The following is a 19,235-nucleotide window of genomic DNA, read 5'->3' as shown; positions in this document are numbered from 1 at the left end:
TGTGCCGCCTCCCGTACGGCCCCCGGTACGCAGGCCCTCCGTGCCGCCCCCCAGGTCGCCTCCCACGCCGTTCCCCACCCCGCTTCCCTCGCTGTTTCCCCTGCTCAGCCGGTGCCTGCCCGTCATGGGCCGCCGCCGCTGGAGGAGCGGCGTTCGGCGCGTTCGACGGCGCCGCGTCGCGCGGCGGGCAGCGGCAGCCCCGGCAGGGCCGCGACGACCGTCGTGAAACCGGCGAGCCAGAACAGGAACGCCGTCATCGAGAAGCTCTCCACCAGGAACAGCGAGGTGGCGGTGAGCACGCCGAGCGAGAGGCTGACGGGCGCGGCGAGCGCGAAGGCCTCCAGCCGGGCGCCGAGGGCCAGCCGTCCCGGCTGCGGGTACAGCGCGGCGCAGCCCGGCCCGAAGAGGACGAAGAGCAGCACCGGGATCCAGCGCAGCGGGGCGGGCCCGGGGACGAGGGTGGCGGCGGCCAGCGCGAGCCAGCCCGAGGCCGCGACGAGGAGTCTGAGGTGCGTGGAGGCGACCCGGAGACCACCGGCACCATCTGTGCCACTGGCACCACCGGCACCACCAGTGCCACCGGCCTCACCGGCACCACCGGTGCCCGGAACCTGATCGGGAGTGTCGACGTCGTCGGAGCGGGTGCTGGAGTTCATGGGCTCACCTGACCGATCGCGATGACGGGGCCGTGTCCGGGCGATACTCCAGTACGACGCCGTACGGGTGGCTCTCCACGGTCCGGAAGAGCGGTGAGGCGGACAGCTCGGACCGCAGGGTCTGGAAGCCGCCGGCCGGGAGCAGGCCCTCCCCGGCGGCGTAGACGTCCTGGGTGCGGGTGAGGATGACGTACGCCCTTGTCCCCGGCGGGATGCCGTCGGCGAGGTAGCGGGCCGGGTCCCTCAGCATCTTCTCGTTCTCCGGCAGCTCCTGTTCGGCGAAGAACCAGTGCTCGACGCGGTCGTAGCGGTGGAGCGCCTGCGGGAAGGACCCGCTGGTGGCGAGGATGAGCGAGCCGTCGGGCGCGTTGTCGAGGGTCCGGGTGACGAGCGCGGTCTCCTCGGGCGGCGTGTAGAACATCCTCTCTTTGCCGTAGTACGACGGCAGGAAGCCGGCCAGCAGCACCAGCAGGACCGCCAGCAGGACGAAGGCCGACGTCCTGCGCCACAGCGCCTTCACCCGGCTGCGCCGGGATCCCGCGACGGCCGGCACGAGCGCGGCGGCGGCGAAGAAGGCCGCCCCGGGCAGGGCGAACAGATAGACGCGGAAGAGCATTTCGCCGCCGTAGTCGTTGACGGCGAACAGCGGCACCGGGGCGACGGACACCAGCAGCAGGGGCAGCGCGCCGCGGGTGAGCCGGCGCCGCAGCACGACGGCGGCGCCGGCGAGGGCGGCGACGGTGAGCACCATCAATACGTTGGCGGTGCCCGCGAGTTCGGGGCCGGGGCCGGTGAGCTGTCCGGCGTAGCCGGCGCGGGAGTTCTGCGTCAGCTCGCCGATCGACTCCTTGAGGGTGGCGAGCGTCTCCACGAACAGCGGCCGGCCCATGGTGAGGTCCCAGGTGAGCATCAGCAGCGCGGCGACGGCCAGCAGCCCGTAATTGCGGTAGCGGCGGGTGAGGTTGAGCGCGAGCAGACAGATGCAGAGCATCACCGGGGTGAGCTGGTGCGTGGCGTTGACGGCGGCGATCATCGGGGCCAGGATCACCACGCAGATCGCGCGCTGCCCCTTCCCCGTGGGCGGCGGCACGGCGGCGGCGGCCGGGTCGAGGAACGTACGGTCGCGCAGTCGTCCGGCGGAACCGGGCCGCACGAAGTGCCGCAGCACGACCGCGATGACGGTGAGGTGCAGCAGGTAGGCCAGGCCCTGCGGCGAGAAGTAGTCCTGGCCCACCCAGTTGGCGAGCTGGAAGATCCAGACGGCGGTCCAGATCAGCCGCCAGTCGTCGCAGAAGGTGCGGTAGATCAGGACCAGCACCGGCATCAGCAGCAGGCCGAAGACGATCGGCGCCCAGTTTGCGTACGCGGCGGCGCTCTCCACGCCGAAGGCGCGCACCAGGCCCGCGTTGAGCGTGAAGAAGCCCGGCCACTGGTCGTAGGCCGACATGTTGCCCGACAGCGCCGCGCCCGGCCGGAGTTCACCGTTGGCGAGCAGCGTGTCGACGACGGCGTCGTGCTTGGAGGCCCAGGGGTAGCGCACCGCGTCGTACAGCACCGCCGGCGGCGCCTTGAGGGCGAACAGCAGCGCGGCGCAGTGCGCGGCCGGCCACCAGGGCGCGGTGCCCGCCCGCCGCAGACTGACGACGAAGCCGGCGGTGAGGACCAGCAACGACAGGTAGTAGACGGCCGGGAGGCGGTCCAGCAACCCGTAGTCGCCCATCTCCCGGAAGCCGATGCGGGGCAGGGAGTACACCCACAGCCCGGCGGCGAGGAGCAGTGCGAGCGGGGCGGGGCCGGGCGGGCGGCGCGGGAACCGCACGGATCTTCGGCCGTCGTCGACGCCGCGTGCGGGCTCGGGGGCGGGCGGCGGCGGCACGCTGCTCTCCGTGGCCGGTACGGGCACATGTGATGGCACGCTGTGGCTCCCTCCCCCGGGCCGAGTATAGGAATTTCCTCTTCTTTTCACATCAATCGCGCCAAAACTGCCCGCCTGTCCCCACGGCCGGCCGGCCCCGACCCCGGCCCATGCGGGTTCAGCCGGCGAAGACCGGGCCCCGTACGACCGCGCGGGCACGCCGGTACCACCGCCAGCCGACCGTCTTGGGCCCGTCGCGGTACGGGGCGACCCGGGCGCCGCCGCCCGCCAGCCAGGTCTCCACGTCGGCGACGGTGTGGCCGCGGCGCACGATGAGCCGGGCGATGCGGTAGTGCTCGTCGCGGTCCGAACTGAGCGCGTGGCGCACGGCGGTGGCCGTCTCGTAGCCGGCGGCGGCGGCCGTGCGGCGGACCCGGGTGCTGTTGTAGCCGTGCGGGTAGGCGAGATGACGGATCCGGTGCCCCAACGCGTCCTCCAACACCGCGCGCGAATCGCGGAGTTCGTGAGCCAGCGCCTTGGGCGCGAGGGTGTCCAGCTGGGCATGGGTGACCGTGTGGCTGCCGATCTCCATGCCGGACTGCTCCAGCCGTGCCGCGCTCGCCAGCGTCATCATCGGCGCGGGCGGCAGCAGGCTGCGGCCGCCCGGGGCGATGGCGCCGGTGGTGAGATAGGCGGTGGCGGGCAGGCCACGTCCGGCCAGCGCCTCGGCGGTCGGGCCGGGCAGGTCGGCGAAGCCGTCGTCGAAGGTCAGCAGCACCGGCCGGGGCGGCAGCGACGCCCGCCCCGCGAGGTGGTCGGCCAGCGCGCTGATGGTGACGGGCGTACGGCCGCTGTCGACGACGGCGTCGAGATGCCGGCCGAACTCCTTCGGGCTGACCGTGAACTCGGCGATCCAGTCCGGCGGGTCGTCCATCACGGCGTGGTACAGGAACACCGGGATGGCCCCGAGGCGGCCCGCGGCGGCGGTCATTCCGTGCCTCCGGACGCCCCGTAGGGGACCCGTCGGCGGGCGGCGCCGAGCGCTCGCCGGGCACGGGCGCGGAGATAGCCGACAGGCCCGTAGAGCATCCCCCGGCGCTGCAAGCGCGACAGCCGCCGGGGCCAGACGTGCGTCCGCTCGTCGTGCCCCCCGGGCGCGCTGCGCGCGCCTGCTCCCGCCCCCCGGCTGGCCGTCAGCGTCCGCGCGTGGGCGAGTCCGCGGGGCAGCCGGGCGAGGAACGCCGGCAGCAGGGCGGGCCGGTTGACCAGGATCGCGGTGAGGTAGGCGGTGAGGCCGGCGCCGTAGCCGTACGCCTGGGTCTCCAGGTCGTGCCAGGTCTCCCGGTGGTGGTGCCAGACCAGAGCCCGCGGGGTGTAGCGCAGGCGGTGTCCCTGGGCGAGGACGCGGACGAAACCGTAGAGGTCGTCGCCGCCGCGGGCCGGCGTGCCGACGCCGGTCGCCGGGTCGAAGCCGCCGATCGCGCGCAGCACGTCCGTCCGGAACGCCATGTTCGCGCCGGAGCCGAACCGGCCCGCGGTGAACGGGAACAACGGCTCGTCGGCGGGCGGGTCGTACGGGTCGTACGTCCGTGCCGTGAAGCCCTTCGCGAAGCCGCCGTGGCTCTCCAGCAGCACCTGGGCCGGGGTGCGCAGCCGGGCGGGCAGGATCAGCCCGGTGGCGCAGCCGAGGCCGGGGTCGGCGGCGAAGGGCGCGGTGAGCTCGGTGAGCCAGCGCGGGTCGGCGACCACGTCGTCGTCGGTGAAGGCGATCACCTCGCCGTGCGCGGCCTCCACGCCCCGGTTGTGCGCGACGGCGAGACCGGGCACCGGCTCGACGACATGGCGCACCCGTTCGGCGTACTTGCGTTCGATCAGGTCCCGGGTCGCGTCCGTGGCCGGCGCGTTGTCGACGACGACGATCTCGAAGTCGGGGTGGTCCTGGGCGAGCAGCGAGTCGAGCGCGCGGGCGAGCTGGTCGGCACGGTCCCGGGTGGCGATGACGACGGTGGTGGAGGGGACGGTGGCGGAGGGGACGGGGGCGGAGCGGACGGAGGGCACGGAGGGCGTTTCGGCACGAGCCCCGTCGCCGCCCCTGTCGCCCTCCCCGCGCTCTTCTGCGATCAGCTGCTGGGCCAGGCCGACGAGCACGGCCCTGGGATCGGCGCCCTCCGGGACCGTCCCGAGCAGGGTGCCGACCGGCAGGCCGCCCCTCCTGACCAGGACGAACACCTCGCCGTGCGTGACGGGCGGGCTGCCCGGCCCGGGGCTGAGCGCCGCCACGCCACTGGCGTCTCGGCCGGGCAGGTCCAGCTCGGCGACCTGGACCGGCCCGATGTCGAGGAACCGCCGTATCTCCTCCTGCACACGTGCTGCGTCGCGCGACACGAATCCCTCCCCGCTCATGGTTCGTCCTTCACCTCTCTCATGGTTCGCCCCTCACCTCCCCCGCAGCCGGCCCGCGCTCTTCAACGCCCGGTTCGCCGCCGCGGCGAGCCTCGGCCGGCTGCGTACGAAGTGGTGGGCGCGGCGGGACGGCTCGCGGCTCAGCCAGTGCAGCGCGGCGCCCGTCCCCGGACGCGTCCACGCCCCCTCGTACACGGGCAGTTCGCCCGTCCGCAGCGAGTCCTTGTACTCGGCCGCTCCGCGCCCCAGATCGAGCAGCCCGATGCCTTCGGCGGCGGCGGCCTCCGCCATCCGCAGATGCAGCACCAGCCCCGGCGAGTACTTCGCGAACTCCGGGTCGTACGCGGGGAACCAGCAGGCCAGGACGGTCGTCGACCGCAGCCCGAAGTGGGCGGCGACGGGCCGGTCGCCGGCGTAGAGGACGGACAGGGTGCCGGAGCAGTCGGGGGCGCGCGTCCCGGACGCGAGCCGGTGCACGAGCCGGGTGATCCACTGCTGCGCGAACCGGTCCCGGCGTCCGGTCCGCCGGTACTGGGCGGACTTCCACGCCATGAGCGTGCGCAGCGCGGCCGGTTCGCGTTCGTCGAACACGAACCGCAGCGGCCCGGCCTGACGTCCGAGCCTGCGCTCCTTGGCCAGCGTCGTCTTGAGGAACTTGGGCGACTGCGCGCGCAGGACGGACTCGTACGTCTCGTACCCCTTCTCCACGTCGATGACGAAGGAGGCGTACTCGGCGGCCGCGTACCGCGTGAACAGCCCCTGCTCCGCCTCCAGGTTGTCGAAGGCGAAGCTCGACAGCGAGCAGGCGCGCATCAGTTCGTCCGGCCCGAGCCCGATTCCCGGGCTCAGTACGGCGCCCTGCGCGTCCGAGACGCCGTACGCGAGGGCGTGCCCCTGTCCCAGCAGGCCCCGCTCATGGGGCAGGAAGCCGACCGGTTCGCGCCCCTCGTAGACCACCGCCACGCGCGTGCGCGGCCTGACGCGCCCCACGGCGTCGGCGAACTCCGGTTCCATGAAGGGGTTCCGCGGAGCGGGTGACGCGGCGCGCAGCGCACGCCACCGCTCCCTTTCCCCCTCGCCGAGATCCTCCGGACTCGACACACGAATACGTCCACTGCTCAACCTGACCCCCCGATCAAGTCCCCCCTGGACACTCTGGACGGTACCGCTCAAGACAGTTCGGGCGGTAGGTAGCGGACCATGTTGTTGCCAACCGGTGCAGACCGCCCCTTTCCCTCCGTCACCGTATAAAGGTGAGGCGGGGCCAGAGCGGGGGGCCGGCGAGGGGGGCGGCAGGGGGCCGGAGCGGGGCCTTGGCGGGGCTGAACCGGCGGTGAGTTGGGGGCCGTCGGAATCCGTATTCTCTGATCATGGCCGCACCCCTCGCATATGCCCCGCGTTCCGCGTACTCCCTCATCGCCACCGACCTGGACGGAACGCTGCTCCGCGGCGACGACACGTTCTCCGACCGGTCGCTCGACGCGCTCGCGCGGGTGGCCGCCGCCGGCGCCCGGCACCTCGTGGTGACGGGCCGCCCGGCGCCCCGGGTACGGCCGCTGCTGCACATCCTGCGGAACCGGGGGCTCGCGGTGTGCGGACAGGGCGCGCAGGTGTACGACGCCGGCGCGGACCGCCTGCTGTGGTCGGTCACCCTGGACCGGGAGCTGGCCGAGACGGCGATCGGCAAGATCGAGGCCGAGGTCGGGCAGGTGTTCGCGGCCGTCGACCAGGACGGGGTCGACGGGCTGACGCTCATCGAACCGGGCTACCTGATGCCGCACCCGACCCTGCCCGCCCTGCGCGTCGGCTCGCGCGAGGACCTGTGGTGCGAGCCGATCAGCAAGGTGCTGCTGCGCCATCCCACCCTGACCGACGACGAGTTGGCGTCGACAGCCCGCTCGGTGGTCGGCTCGCTCGCCACGGTCACCATGTCGGGGCCGGGCACGGTGGAGCTCCAGCCGTCCGGCGTCACCAAGGCGACGGGCCTGGCCCTGGCCGCCGAGCACCTCGGGCTGCGGCCCGAGGACACGCTCGCCTTCGGCGACATGCCCAACGACATCCCGATGTTCGACTGGGCGGCGCGCGGTGTGGCGATGGCCGACGCCCATCCCGAGCTCAAGGCGGTGGCCGACGAGGTGACGACGTCGAACGAGGACGACGGCGTGGCCGTCGTCCTCGAACGTCTCTTTCCCTGATCGACCTGACCGGCCTGGTCGAAGAAGTGATCAGTACGCGCCGAAGACGTTGTCGATCGAGCCGTAGCGGTCGGCCGCGTAGTTGCAGGCGGCGGTGATGTTGGCGACCGGGTCGTACGGGTCGTACGCGGTGCCGGCGACGTGGTACGCGGCGAAGGTCGGGTCGATGACCTGGAGCAGGCCCTTGGACGGGGTGCCCTTGACCGCGTTGGAGTCCCACAGGTTGATGGCGTTCGGGTTGCCCGACGACTCACGGATGATGTTGCGGTAGATGCCGTTGTAGGTGCCCGGGATGCCCTTCTCGGCCATGATCGCGAGCGACTGGCGGATCCACCCGTCGAGGTTGTTGGGGTAGCCGGCCAGCGTGGTCGCCGGGGGAGCGGCGGCCGTGGAGGCGGTGGTCGCGGAGGCGGTGGTCGCTCCGACGAAGGGGAGGGCGAGCACGGCGGCGCCGGTGCAGGCGACGGCGATGGCGCGGGCGAAGCGGCGGCGGGGCTGAGCGGCAGCGGGCATGGGGAAGTTCCTCTCCGGCGCCTGCGAGGTGAGCTGTCGGGTTCGGGCGGGGAGGTGCCCGGTCGGCCGCCGTACGGATACGGCGGCACGACTTCACCCCTAGCCGTGCCGATACGTGCGTGACGTACGGTCCGGCGGTCTTTCTGGGTCCCCCGCTCCTGCCGTGCGAGATGTTCGTCGATGGATGACGTCGGGCGGCGGCAGGATGAGGCGTCTGCCCGACTGGCCGGGAACGTATGCGAGAGCACATGTCCGGAACAAGTACCGGATTCGGGGAACACCCCTATTGACCTTGGTCTGGTGTTTTTGGGATGCTTGATCCTTTGCTTTCGGCAAGTGTCAACTCGGGTGCCGGGCTGAGGGATCCGGGGGTCGGTACGGGGTCGGTGGTTCCGTGACGAAGTGAGCCAACTCACCCGTGATGACAAGAGTGGGTAAATCGGGCAATGGGCGTGAAGTCGCTTTTAAAGGGGTGGGGGCGGAATCCAGGAATTCAAATGGAGGGAATGTCTGATTTGATGCCGTTTATCGAAGGCTTCGTGAGATACGGCACACCTCCGGGCATGTATCGGCGCTTCCGGGTGAGTCGATGGGGGTGGACAGGTGTCCGACCGGATCATCGGATCGGATGATCGGAAAGTCGGCGGTCGTGATCCGGTGCCTCCCGGGCCGAACGCGGCACCTCCCGGTCGAGCGACGTGGGGGCCGGGTGACGTGGGGGCTTATCGGTGATCGAAACGTGACCGGATACGCTGACTTGAGTGATGGCAGCGACGTATCGACAAACCGTGTAACGCCACTAGACACCAGCAGACAGGAGACCCCTCGTGACCGTCGTCGGGCCGTTTGGGCTGAGCGTGCGGGACCAGGCTCTGGAAGCCGATGTCCAGGCCGGATTGGCGGCTGTCGAGGAAGGCTTGCTCGAGGCCACCAAGAGTGAGGTTCCCTTCATCACCGGTGCCGCGCAGCATCTGGTCCGGGCGGGCGGGAAGCGGTTCCGGCCGCTGCTCGTGATGCTGGCGGCGCAGTTCGGCGACCGGCACGCGCCGGGCATCGTGCCGTCGGCCGTGGTGGTGGAGCTGACCCACCTGGCCACGCTGTACCACGACGACGTGATGGACGAGGCAGAGGTGCGGCGCGGGGTGTCCAGCGCGAACACGCGGTGGGGGAACTCGGTCGCCGTGCTGACCGGCGACTTCCTCTTCGCGAGGGCCTCCCACATCCTCGCCGACCTCGGGCCCGAGGCGGTCCGGGTGCAGGCGGAGGCGTTCGAGCGGCTGGTCACCGGGCAGATCCTGGAGACGGCGGGGCCGACGGACGGGCGGGACCCGGTCGAGCACTACCTCGACGTGCTGGGCGGGAAGACCGGGTCGCTGGTGGCGGTGTCGTGCCGCTTCGGCGCGATGATGTCCGGCGCCGACGAGACGGTCGTCGACGTGCTCACCCAGTACGGGGAGCGGCTCGGGGTCGCTTTCCAGCTCGCGGACGACGTCCTGGACATCGCGTCGGACTCGCACGAGTCGGGGAAGACGCCGGGGACGGATCTGCGGGAAGGGATCCCCACGCTGCCGGTGCTGCGGTTGCGGGAGCGGGCGGCTCGGCTGTCGTTGCCGGAGGACGTCGCGCTCTGTGAGCTGCTGGACTCCGACCTCAGTGACGACGCTCGGCACGCGGAGGCGCTGGCCGCGCTTCGGGCGCACCCGGCGTTGGAGCAGGCTCGGGCGGACACCGTGCGGTACGCCAAGGAGGCGCGGGCCGCGTTGGTGCCGTTGCGGGAGTGTGAGGCCAAGAGGGCGTTGATGGAGCTGTGTGATGCGGTGGTGCACCGGGCTGGGTGAGGGCGCCTGCCCACCCACCCGCCCGACTCGGCTCCTCGAGAGGTCCCCTCGACCCCCCGGGGCTCCGCCCCGGACCCCCTTTTCCCACCCACCCGCCCCTCTCGGCTTCTTGAGGAGCGGGCCTCGAACCGCCCCGGGGCTCCGCCCCGCACCCCGGCGGGGACGCCGTCCCCTGCACCCCTGACACCCCGCCACCTGCACCCCCTGCCCCCCACCTGCACCCCCGCCACCCCGCCACCTACACCCCTGCGGGCGCTCCACCCCCCACCCCCTACGGGTCCCTCCACCCCTCCGACCCCCGCGTCATACCCCAGGCGTACGCGGAGTTGCGTCCTCGGGTTGACGTATCGGGGGCGGTTGTTTGGTCATATGGAAACCACGGAAATCACCACCCCTCACCGATTCGGGTGAGAATGGCGGCTTGTGGTGGAGAACAGCGCACCCGAGATGACCAGCCGCCGCCGACGACGGAGGTAAGGCACACATGGCACCGTTCGCATCCGACGACAGTACGCACGCCGGGGAGGCCGACGACGTTCGCGTCGGGCGGCGCAGGGCCGTGCGGTACGTCGTCCCGGTCACCGTGGCGGGTGTCGCGGCGGCGACGATCGGGCTCGTCCCGGCGCTCGCCGACTCGGGCGACCCCGACCTGCCGAAGATCAGCGCGCAGCAGCTCATCGAGAAGATCGCCGCCTCGGACGTGCAGCAGCTCTCCGGCACCGTGAAGATCACCACCGACCTCGGCCTGCCCGACCTGGGCGGTCTGGAGAGCGGTCTGCTCTCCGGGGCCGCGGGGCAGGGCGGTGACGGATCGTCCGCCGACCCGTCCGCCAAGCTCACCGAGCTCGCCGCCGGCACGCACACCCTGCGTGTCGCCGCCGACGGCCCCGACCGGCAGAAGCTGTCGCTGCTGGAGAACGCCGCCGAGTACAGCGTCATCCACAACGGCAAGGACCTGTGGGGATACGACAGCGCCTCCAACGAGGTCTACCACTCCACCGTCGACGAGGGGCAGCACGGCGAGGACGCCGCGCCCGCCACGCCCAAGGACTTCGCCGACGAGGCCCTGAAGTCCGTCGACGACACCACCTCCGTGACCGTGGACGGCACCGCGCGGGTCGCCGGCCGCGACGCCTACAAGCTGGTGGTCAAGCCCAAGCAGTCCGGGTCGACCGTCGGCGCGATCAGCGTGGCCGTGGACGCGAAGACCGGCCTGCCGCTGAAGTTCACGCTGACCCCGGCGGCCGGCGGCGCCGCCGTCGTGGACGTCGGCTTCACCCAGGTGACCTTCGCCAAGCCCGCCGCCTCCACCTTCGCCTTCACCCCGCCCAAGGGCGCGAAGGTCACCGAAGAGGGCGCGGACGGCCCGGCCGCGGGCCAGGGCAAGGCGGACGGCAAGACGGACGGCAAGGCGCACGGCGGAGAGGCCTGGAAGCCGGGCAAGTCCCCCGAGGAGGACTTCGGGCAGGACTTCGCCGGGCTGAACGTCCTCGGCGAGGGCTGGACCTCCATCGCCACCTTCGACACCGGCGGCGAGGGCGTGCCCTCCGGCGCGGCCGACACCTCCGAGGCGGGCGCCTTCGGCGGCTTCCTGGACTCCTTCGGCGACAAGGTCATCGGCAAGTTCGGCTCCGGCACCGTCTTCTCCACCCGTCTGATCAACGCCCTCGTCACGGACGACGGCAAGGTCTACGTCGGGGCCGTCACCAAGGACGCGCTCGTCAAGGCGGCGAACGCGGGGCGGTAAGTACCCTGGCGTGAACCGACGATCGGGGGAGCCGATGGACGAGGCCACGGACGATACGGCGAAGGCGGTGCCCGGGACACCGGGCACCGCCGACACCGCCGACACCGCCGACACCGCCGACACCGCCGACACCGCCGACACCGCCGACACCGCCGACACCGCCGATACCGGCGGCGAAGGCGCCGGCATCCGTGACGACGACGCCGTCATCCGCACCCGCGCCCTCACCAAGCGCTACCGCGGCGGTCAGCTCGCCGTCGACGGCCTCGACCTGGCCGTCCCGGCGGGCAGCGTCTTCGGCTTCCTCGGTCCGAACGGCTCCGGCAAGACCACCACGATCCGCATGCTGATGGGCCTGATCGAGCCCACCTCCGGCACGGCGCGAGTGCTCGGGCGGCCCATGCCGCGCGCGTCCCGCGCCGTCCTGCCGCACGTCGGGGCCCTCATCGAGGGCCCCGCCCTCTACGGTCACCTCTCCGGCCGCGACAACCTCCTGCGCTACGACGCCGCCGACCCGACCGCCGACCCCCGCACCCGGCGCGCCCGGGTCGGGGAGGCGCTGGAGCGGGTGGGGCTGACCGCGGCCGCCGGCAAGCGGGCCAAGGCCTACTCGCTCGGCATGAAGCAGCGGCTGGGCCTGGCCGCCGCCCTGCTCCAGCCCCGCAGACTGCTCGTCCTCGACGAGCCGACCAACGGGCTCGACCCGCAGGGCATGCGCGAGATCCGCGTCCTCGTCCGGGAACTCGCCGCCGACGGCACCACCGTCTTTCTCTCCTCCCACCTCCTCGACGAGATCGAGCAGGTCTGCACGCACGCCGCCGTGATGGCCCGCGGACGCCTCCTCACCCAGGGCCCGGTCGCCGACCTCGCGGCACGGGCGCGCGGCCGGCTCGTCGTCACCACCCCGGACACGGCGGACGCGGCCCGGGTGCTGAAGGAACAGGGCGTCGTGGACGTCGTCGCCGCCGAGGACCGGGTCACGGGCGAGCCCGCCGACCTCGAACCGGCCGATCTCAACGCCGCGTTGGTGAACGCGGGCGTCCGCGTCCGCGGCTTCGGCGTGGAACGCGCCTCCCTGGAGGACGCGTTCATGGCACTCACGGGGGAGGGCTTCGATGTCGCGGGCTGAACCGGCGTCGAGCCAGGCGGAGATGCAGGCGGATATGCAGACGGACGTGCGGGCGGAGATGCAGACGGACGTGCGGGCGGACATGGGCGACGCGGGCGCTCCGCGCCGGCCCCGTCCGCTGTGGACGCTGGGCCTCTTCCGCAGCGAGTTCGTCACCACCCTGCGCCGCTGGCGCACCCTCGCCCTGCTGGGCGTGCTGGCCGCCGTGCCGGTCCTCGTCGGCATCGCCGTGAAGATGGAGACCGGCGACGGCGGCGGGGGAGGCGGGGGCGGTGGCGGCGAGGGGCCCGCGTTCGTCGCGCAGATCACCAACAACGGCCTGTTCCTGGTGTTCACCGCGCTGGCGGCGACGCTGCCCTTCTTCCTGCCGATGGCCGTCGGCGTCATCGCGGGCGACGCGGTCGCGGGCGAGGCCAACGCGGGCACCCTGCGCTATCTCCTCGTCGCCCCCGCCGGCCGCACCCGTCTCCTGCTCGCCAAGTACGCCACCACCATGGCCTTCTGCCTGCTCGCCACCCTCGTCGTCGCCGTCTCGGCGCTCGCCGTCGGCGCGCTGCTGTTCCCGCTCGGCGAGCTGACCACCATCTCCGGCACCCGCATCAGCTTCGCCGACGGCCTGGTCAGAGCCCTGCTGATCGCCCTCGTCGTCGCCGCGTCACTGCTCGGGGTGGCGGCGCTCGGGCTGTTCGTGTCCACGCTCACCAACAGCGGCATCGCGGCGATGGCGACGACCGTGGGACTGCTGATCACCGTCCAGATCCTGGACCAGATCCCGCAGCTGCACGCCGTCCACCCGTATCTGTTCTCCCACTACTGGCTGTCCTTCTCCGACCTGATGCGCGATCCGGTCTACTGGGAGGAACTGCGGAAGAACCTCGGGCTCCAGGCGCTGTACGCGGCGGTGTTCGGCACGGCGGCCTGGGCGCGCTTCACGACGAAGGACATCACCGCCTAGGACAGCCGCTCATTCCGTGTCGTACGGGAAGCGCGCGAGCGGCGGCTCCTGCGCGAAGAACGTCTTCGCGCGCGCCAGCGCCTCGGTGTCCTTGAGGACGTCCCCGGGCTTGCTGCCGTTGCCGAACAGCACCCCGCCGAACCGCATCTCCATGTACGCGGCCGAGTTGCTCAACGCGCCGACCAGCGGATCGGCGACCACCGTCTCCTCGTGGGCGAGCGCGGTCACCCCCCACAGGGTGCGTCCGGCGAGCGTCGCCTTGAAGTCGAGGCCGGGGGTGCGCAGCCAGCCCGACCAGTGGTCCAGATAGCGCTTGGTCTGGGCGGAGAGCGAGTACCAGTACAGCGGCGAGGCGATCACGAGGTCCGTGGCCGCGAGCGTGGCGTCGAGCAGCAGCGCCGTGCTGCCCTCGGTGGGGCGGACGTGGTCGCTGTCGTGGCGCAGGTCCTCGAAGTCGGGCAGCGGATGTTCGACGAGGCTGATCCACTCCTGCTCGACGTCGGCGGGCAGCTGTTCGGCGGCCCGGCGGGCCAGCAGCTCGGTGTTGCCCTCGTCGCGGGCACTGCCCAGCACGAACAGGAAACGGCGCGTGCTCATGAGGATCCCCCAGGTGATCGACGTCGATGTTCGGCGTGCGACGGTAACTGCACATGCATCATATGTGCGTGCAATTAGATGTGCCAGTGGTTCCCGTCGACGGTCCTGTCCGGTGGTCCTGACCGGCCGCCCTGTCCTGGCGTCCGTCAGTGACCCTGCCGGGAGTCCTCCGCGGCCGCCGCCACGGCGAGCAGGGCCGCCTCCCGGCCGTGCGCCGCGACCACCTGGAGTCCCCGCGGACAGCCGTCCGAGCCGATCCCCGCCGGGATGCTGATCGCGGGGTGCCCGCTGAGGTTGAACGCCCAGGTCAGCGCCGTCGAGTAGCGGTCGCCTGGGCCTTCGTGGCCGTGCGGGGCGTTCGGGGTCGTAGGGGTGAGCAGGAGGTCGGCGCGGGCGAAGAGCCCCGCCAGCCGACGGTCGTTGACGCTCCGGGCGCGCAGGGCGTCTTGGGTACTACGGGTGCTCCCGGCACTACGGGTGCTACGGGTACTACGGCGGAGGGCCAGCCAGGCGGGTGCGGGGTCCTCCAGCCGCATCGGGGGAGTGCCGAGCGGTTCGAGTCGTACACCGGCGGCGGCGAGGCGCGCGGCGGCGGCCCGCGCGAGGGCCGACGACTCGGGCTCGGTGTCGGCGAAGCCGAGATCGGGGGAGAAGACGGCGCTGAAGGGGCCGCTGACGGGCGGCCCGGGGTCGGCCGCACCCGTCATCGCCCTCCAGTACGCCTCCACGTCCGCCGCGTGCCGGGCGAGCGCCCCCGGCGCGGCCAGCCCCGTCCGGTCCACGGAGGGAAAGCGTCCGTTCGTGGCCTTCAGGCCGACGATCCCGCACCAGGCCGCCGGGATCCGCACCGAGCCCGCCCCGTCGCTGCCCGTCGCCAGCGGCACCAGTCCCGCCGCGACCGCCGCCGCGGACCCGGCCGACGAACCGCCCGGCGTACGGTCGGCGCGCCAGGGGTTGACGGTACGGCCGTGGGCCCCGATGCCCCAGGTCTGCCAGGGCGTCCCGGGCCCGGGCACGGCGGTCGCCCCCACCGGCACGCACCCCGCGTCGATCAGCGCGCCCGCCGTGCGCAGCCCGTGCCGCCCCTTGACCCCGATCGGCACCCCGGCCAACGGCAGCCGCCGCTCACCCGCGGCGACATGTGCGTCGATCTCCCGCGCCCGGTCCCGCGCCGCCTCCTCCCACACCTCGGCGAACGCCCCCAACGCGCGATCGACCCGCCGGATCCGCTCCAACGCCCCGTCCACCGCGTCGACGGCCCGGAGCCGCCCCTCCCGGACGGCTGCCGCGATCTCGACGGCCGAGGGGAGCGCCGGATCCGCGACGAAGGGAGGCGCTGGTCCTCGCCCGTCCTCGGTCAGCGGAGCCGCCCCGTCTCCATGCCGGTGAGGCGGGTCAGGGGCGCCGTCTCCCGGGGCGGGTCGCCGGACAGGTCGCCCAGACGCCAGGCAGTGACCCAGGGGACGCGGTGCACGTCCACGACCGACTCGATCAGCCGCAGCCGGTGCGCGAGCGGGCGCGGCAGCCGGCCGGGGGCGTCCGCGACCAGGACCACCGCGCCGAGGTCGAGGCCGGGCGGAGTCTCCCCGCGGCGGAACGTCTCCAGGGCGCGCAGGGCGCACTCCAGCCCGCTCGCGTGCGTCCGGGCGACGAGCAGGACGGACGGCGGGGCATCGGGGCCGGGCCAGTCGCGTCCGCAGTCGTGGCCGCCGTAGACGGCGGCGAGCGTGGAGGCCCCGGCCCCGCCGTGCGCGGCCAGCCAGGAGAACCGACGAGGCCCGCCCGCCGACCCGTAGGGATCCGACCCGTACGACCCTGAATCCGGTGGGGCGTACAACCCTGAATCCGGTGGGGCCACCGGCCCGCGGAGCCAGATCTCCGGCCCGCGCCGCACGTCCGTCACCCGCATGCCCCCTGCCCCCTCCTCGTCCCCGTCGCGCCCGCCGTCGCTGTCGCCGTCGCCCCGGCACGGGTCCTTGGAACGAGGCTGTGACGTCGCGGTGACGTGAGGACCGGGGGCGAGCAGAGAGACTCAACAGTACGTGTACGCGTGCGTGCACGGGTTAGGAGCACGACGTACGTGCCCGGGTGACGAGTCCGAGTGAGGAACCGATGTCTCGACTCAGCCGCGAGAAGAAGCGGGAAGAGAAGCACGCCGGTCGGCCGGCCGTCGCGGTGGCGCCGCTCGACGTGCACGTCCCCGGGGGCGGCCCGGCGACGATCGGCGGCGTCCAGGTCGTGCCGGGCGACGACGAGGAGTTGCAGCACGCCGTGCTGCGCCACCTCCACCGCATCGCCCTCGCCACCGGCCAGTCCGTCGTCGCCACCGTCCACGACGAGCGCATCGGCTACGTCGTCCCGCTGCGCGTCGAGCCGAACGGTTCCAGCCATTTCACCGGGCAACCCCTACGGGTGCCCGCGCCCGCCGACGCGTCGCCGACGCCCGCCCCTCCCGCGCAGGACGCGCCCTCGCACTCCGGCCGTGACAAGCAGACGCATCTGCTGCGGTCCGTGCCCGACCAGGGGAGCGAGTCGACCCCCACGTTCCGCCTGCGCCCGGTGCCCGAGCAGCCGCAATCACAGCCGGAATCACAACCGCGGCCGAACGACGAACCGACGCCGACGCCGACGCCGACGCAGTCGCAGTCGCAGGCGCCCAGTGCGGACGGCGCGGAGCCGCAGGACGCCGTTCCGTCGTCCCCCGGCACGGTCACCGCCCCGACCGGCGTGTTCGGACCGCCGCCGGCGATGGCCACGCAGTGGCCGGACGCCGCGACCGGCGACGATCACACGGCCACCGCCACCGCTGCCGCTGCCGGCGCCACTGCCGCCGAGACCCTGACCCGCCGCCCCCTCGTCCCGGAGCTCGACCCCGAGGCCGACGCGGATCCCGATCCCAAGCCGACCCCCGCCCGCGGCTTCGACGCCGTGGCGGAAGCGGTCCTCGGGGACGACCCCCGCACCCTCCCCGGCGACGGCGGCGCCCCCGCCCTCCTCGGGGAGCCGATGGCGCAGATCAACGAGGCGGTGCGGGCCGGCCGCATAGACACGGCCGCGGCGCTCGCCGAGCGGACCGTGACCGAGGCCTCCGCGGCCCTGGGGCCGGAGCACCCCGAGGTGCTGCGACTGCGTGAACTCACCGCGTACATCGCCTACTTGGCGGGCGACCCGCTCCGCTCCTTCCATCTCTCCCTCGACCTCGCCCGGATCCGCCGCCACGGCCGGGACGCGGAGGCCGCGTACGGCAACGTCCAGAGCGCGGCGACGGCCTGGCGTGCCGTGCGCGACCCCTTGCAGGGCCTCAACCTCGGCACCGAACTCCTCGGCCTGTGGACGGAGTTGACCACCGAGGAGGGTCCGGCGGCCGACGATGTCGAGGAGTTGGAGTCGGCCCGCGCCCGGATGCTCCGCCTGGCCGAGCGGGCCCGCAAGGCGGACGCCGCTCAGCGCGGTTGAGCGGGAGGCGGTCGACGACTTTCGGACCGCCTACTGCGACAACGTCCAGACCGCGTACGCGAGCGCGTCCGCGTTGCGGTTCAGGGCCGTGTCGTTGACGTTGGCGGTGGTGTCGCAGGAGGAGTGGTAGCAGCGGTCGAAGGCCTGGCCCGCCGTACCGCCCCACTTGGTCGCCTGCGCCGTCGTCTTGGCGCGGCTGGCCCCGGTGAAGAGCCCGCCGACCGGGACGCCCGCGCTCTTGAAGGGCGCGTGGTCGGAACGGCCGTCGCCCTCGGTCTCGATCTCCGTCGGCACGCCGATGCCGGTGAAGTAGTCCTTGAAGGTCTTTTCGATCGCCGGGTTGTCGTCGTAGACGAAGTAACCGGGGTTCGGGGAGCCGATCATGTCGAAGTTGAGGTAGCCGGTGATCCGGGCGCGGTTCGCGGCCGACAGGTTGTTGACGTAGTACCGCGAGCCGACCAGGCCCAGTTCTTCCGCGCCCCACCAGGCGAACCGCAGGTGCTTGGTGGGCTGGTAGCCGGTGCGGGCGACGGTCAGCGCGGCCTCCAGGACGGCCGCCGAGCCGGTGCCGTTGTCGTTGATGCCGGCGCCGGTGCTGACGCTGTCCAGGTGCGAGCCCGCCATGACGACCTGGTTGGCGTCGCCGCCGGGCCAGTCGGCGATCAGGTTGTAGCCGGTGCGGCCGGAGGCGGTGAACTGCTGGATGGCCGTGGTGAATCCGGCGGCGTCCAGCTTGGCCTTGACGTAGTCGAGCGAGGCTCTGTACCCGGTGCGGCCGTGGGCGCGGTTGCCGCCGTTGGCCGTGGCGATGGACTGGAACTGGGTGAGGTGCGCCTTGACGTTGGCCACCGGGATGTCGGGCGCGGCGGCGAGGGCGAGGGAGGGGTGGGCGCCGTTCTTCTGGGCGACGGGTTCGGGGGCGGGCGCCGCGCCGGCTATGGATCCGGTGGCGACGAGCGTGACGGCGGCGACGACGGCGACCGCCGACGCCCGCCCGGAAACGGAGAGCTTCATGGTGGGGGGCTCCGGATTCCAGCGGGGCTCCCCGTGGGATGGCCACAGGGAACCCTCGGTGAATGGGGTGCCTGGATGGTGAAGCTGTGGCCAACTCTCCGTCAAGAGTGCTAAATAGACAGCGAGTTCGGGTATCGGGATGTCCCGGGCGACTTTGTTTCCCTGAGTTTCAGGGGGCGTTCGAGCGTCCGGGGCGCCCCGAGCGCCCTCCTCACTGCACGCAGAACTCGTTGCCCTCCGGATCCGTCATCACGACCCAGTGGCCGCCCGGCTCCCGCACCTCCCGCAGCACGCTCGCGCCGAGTGCCGTCAGCCGCTGGACCTCCGCCTCCCGCCGGTCCGGGCCGGCGTGCAGGTCGAGGTGGAGCCGGTTCTTGACCGTCTTCGCCTCGGGCACGCGCTGGAAGAGCAGCCGCCGGCCCAGCCCCGTCCCGCTGTCCTTGTCGAACGGGTCCGCCGGATGCCGTACGGCGATCAGGTCCCGGAAGGCGGGCCGCCCGTGGAACTCCACCGTGGCCTCGCCCGGCAGCACCCCGGACTCCAGCAACCGCTCGATGAACGCGCCGTTGTCCTCGGCCGTGTAGTGCAGCGCCGCGGCCCAGAAGTCGGCCTGCGCGTGCGGGTCGGCGGCGTCGATGACGAGCTTCCACCGCAGGGGGTCGGGCGCCGGAGCGGATGTCTCACTCTCGCTGATGCTCATGAGCCCACTCATACACGAGGAACCCCCCAGAACACGGCACCCTCGCCCCCCACCCCGCCCCGGCGCGGGTGCCGTCCCCTGCCCGATGTGCGTGCCGCCCCCGGCCCGACGTGGGTGCCACCCCTGACTCGACATGGGCACCGCCCCTGACCCGAGGTGGGTGCCGCGCCCCGCCCC

17 protein-coding genes and 1 riboswitch are annotated in these 19,235 nt (G+C 72.7%); of the genes, 6 read left to right on the top strand and 11 right to left on the bottom strand.

Features of this window, described 5'->3' with window-relative positions; all coding sequences use genetic code 11:
- Positions 1–122: 122 nt before the first annotated feature.
- From ACFYX4_RS08960 to ACFYX4_RS08940, 5 genes are all read right to left on the bottom strand, one after another.
- Positions 123–656 (bottom strand): hypothetical protein, encoded by a 534-nt coding sequence (locus ACFYX4_RS08960; RefSeq protein WP_389328211.1) that lies wholly within the window; start codon positions 654–656, stop codon positions 123–125.
- A 4-nt stretch (positions 657–660) separates the two neighbouring features.
- On the bottom strand, positions 661–2,571 hold the full coding sequence (locus ACFYX4_RS08955) for a hypothetical protein (RefSeq protein ID WP_389328208.1): 1,911 nt from the start codon (positions 2,569–2,571) through the stop codon (positions 661–663).
- A gap of 118 nt (positions 2,572–2,689) precedes the next feature.
- A complete protein-coding gene (locus ACFYX4_RS08950; RefSeq protein WP_389328205.1) occupies positions 2,690–3,502 on the bottom strand; it encodes a polysaccharide deacetylase family protein in 813 nt (270 codons plus the stop codon).
- A complete protein-coding gene (locus ACFYX4_RS08945; protein ID WP_389328201.1) occupies positions 3,499–4,914 on the bottom strand; it encodes a glycosyltransferase in 1,416 nt (471 codons plus the stop codon). Before ACFYX4_RS08945 ends, ACFYX4_RS08950 begins: the two co-directional genes overlap by 4 nt.
- Before the next feature lie 33 nt (positions 4,915–4,947).
- A complete protein-coding gene (locus ACFYX4_RS08940) occupies positions 4,948–6,036 on the bottom strand; it encodes a GNAT family N-acetyltransferase (protein WP_389328198.1) in 1,089 nt (362 codons plus the stop codon).
- 248 nt (positions 6,037–6,284) lie between these two features.
- Here ACFYX4_RS08940 and ACFYX4_RS08935 point away from each other — a divergent pair, with 248 nt between their 5' ends.
- Positions 6,285–7,109: an HAD family hydrolase gene (locus ACFYX4_RS08935; RefSeq protein ID WP_389328195.1), complete on the top strand. Its 825-nt coding sequence runs from the start codon at positions 6,285–6,287 to the stop codon at positions 7,107–7,109.
- Between the two features lie 30 nt (positions 7,110–7,139).
- Here ACFYX4_RS08935 and ACFYX4_RS08930 read toward each other — a convergent pair whose 3' ends face one another.
- Positions 7,140–7,622, bottom strand: coding sequence for a transglycosylase SLT domain-containing protein (locus ACFYX4_RS08930; protein WP_389328192.1), 483 nt, complete (start codon positions 7,620–7,622; stop codon positions 7,140–7,142).
- Positions 7,623–7,625: 3 nt separating this feature from the next.
- Positions 7,626–7,812: riboswitch (cyclic di-AMP (ydaO/yuaA leader) on the bottom strand.
- Positions 7,813–8,449: 637 nt separating this feature from the next.
- Between ACFYX4_RS08930 and ACFYX4_RS08925 the strand changes: the two genes are divergently transcribed.
- The 4 genes from ACFYX4_RS08925 (at position 8,450) to ACFYX4_RS08910 (ending at position 13,291) form a co-directional block, all read left to right on the top strand.
- On the top strand, positions 8,450–9,460 hold the full coding sequence (locus ACFYX4_RS08925) for a polyprenyl synthetase family protein (protein WP_389328189.1): 1,011 nt from the start codon (positions 8,450–8,452) through the stop codon (positions 9,458–9,460).
- Between the two features lie 484 nt (positions 9,461–9,944).
- Positions 9,945–11,207 carry an outer membrane lipoprotein carrier protein LolA gene (locus ACFYX4_RS08920; protein ID WP_389328186.1) on the top strand — a complete coding sequence of 421 codons (1,263 nt, stop codon included), beginning with the start codon at positions 9,945–9,947 and terminating at the stop codon, positions 11,205–11,207.
- 10 nt (positions 11,208–11,217) lie between these two features.
- Entirely contained in the window at positions 11,218–12,336 is a 1,119-nt protein-coding gene (locus ACFYX4_RS08915; protein WP_389328183.1) for an ATP-binding cassette domain-containing protein, read from the top strand.
- An 82-nt stretch (positions 12,337–12,418) separates the two neighbouring features.
- Positions 12,419–13,291: an ABC transporter permease gene (locus tag ACFYX4_RS08910; protein ID WP_389328670.1), complete on the top strand. Its 873-nt coding sequence runs from the start codon at positions 12,419–12,421 to the stop codon at positions 13,289–13,291.
- A gap of 9 nt (positions 13,292–13,300) precedes the next feature.
- Here the strand turns inward: ACFYX4_RS08910 and ACFYX4_RS08905 are convergent, their stop codons facing one another.
- From ACFYX4_RS08905 to ACFYX4_RS08895, 3 genes are all read right to left on the bottom strand, one after another.
- Positions 13,301–13,888, bottom strand: coding sequence for a flavodoxin family protein (locus tag ACFYX4_RS08905; RefSeq protein WP_389328180.1), 588 nt, complete (start codon positions 13,886–13,888; stop codon positions 13,301–13,303).
- Between the two features lie 146 nt (positions 13,889–14,034).
- Positions 14,035–15,180 (bottom strand): amidase, encoded by a 1,146-nt coding sequence (locus tag ACFYX4_RS08900; RefSeq protein ID WP_389328667.1) that lies wholly within the window; start codon positions 15,178–15,180, stop codon positions 14,035–14,037.
- A gap of 65 nt (positions 15,181–15,245) precedes the next feature.
- Entirely contained in the window at positions 15,246–15,797 is a 552-nt protein-coding gene (locus ACFYX4_RS08895; protein WP_389328177.1) for a hypothetical protein, read from the bottom strand.
- Positions 15,798–16,000: 203 nt separating this feature from the next.
- On the opposite strand from ACFYX4_RS08895, the gene ACFYX4_RS08890 reads away from it, so the two are divergent.
- Positions 16,001–17,344: a tetratricopeptide repeat protein gene (locus tag ACFYX4_RS08890; RefSeq protein ID WP_389328175.1), complete on the top strand. Its 1,344-nt coding sequence runs from the start codon at positions 16,001–16,003 to the stop codon at positions 17,342–17,344.
- A 30-nt stretch (positions 17,345–17,374) separates the two neighbouring features.
- On the opposite strand, the gene ACFYX4_RS08885 is transcribed toward ACFYX4_RS08890, so the two are convergent.
- Both ACFYX4_RS08885 and ACFYX4_RS08880 read right to left on the bottom strand, forming a co-directional pair.
- Positions 17,375–18,358, bottom strand: a complete 984-nt coding sequence (locus ACFYX4_RS08885; protein ID WP_389328172.1) for a M28 family metallopeptidase — start codon at positions 18,356–18,358, stop codon at positions 17,375–17,377.
- A 211-nt stretch (positions 18,359–18,569) separates the two neighbouring features.
- Entirely contained in the window at positions 18,570–19,058 is a 489-nt protein-coding gene (locus ACFYX4_RS08880; protein WP_389328169.1) for a VOC family protein, read from the bottom strand.
- Between the last annotated feature and the right edge of the window lie 177 nt (positions 19,059–19,235).

It is taken from the genome of Streptomyces sp. NPDC002328 (assembly GCF_042890065.1).
In the GTDB taxonomy this organism is placed as follows: domain Bacteria; phylum Actinomycetota; class Actinomycetes; order Streptomycetales; family Streptomycetaceae; genus Streptomyces.
This window is presented reverse-complemented; position numbering and strand designations above follow the sequence as displayed.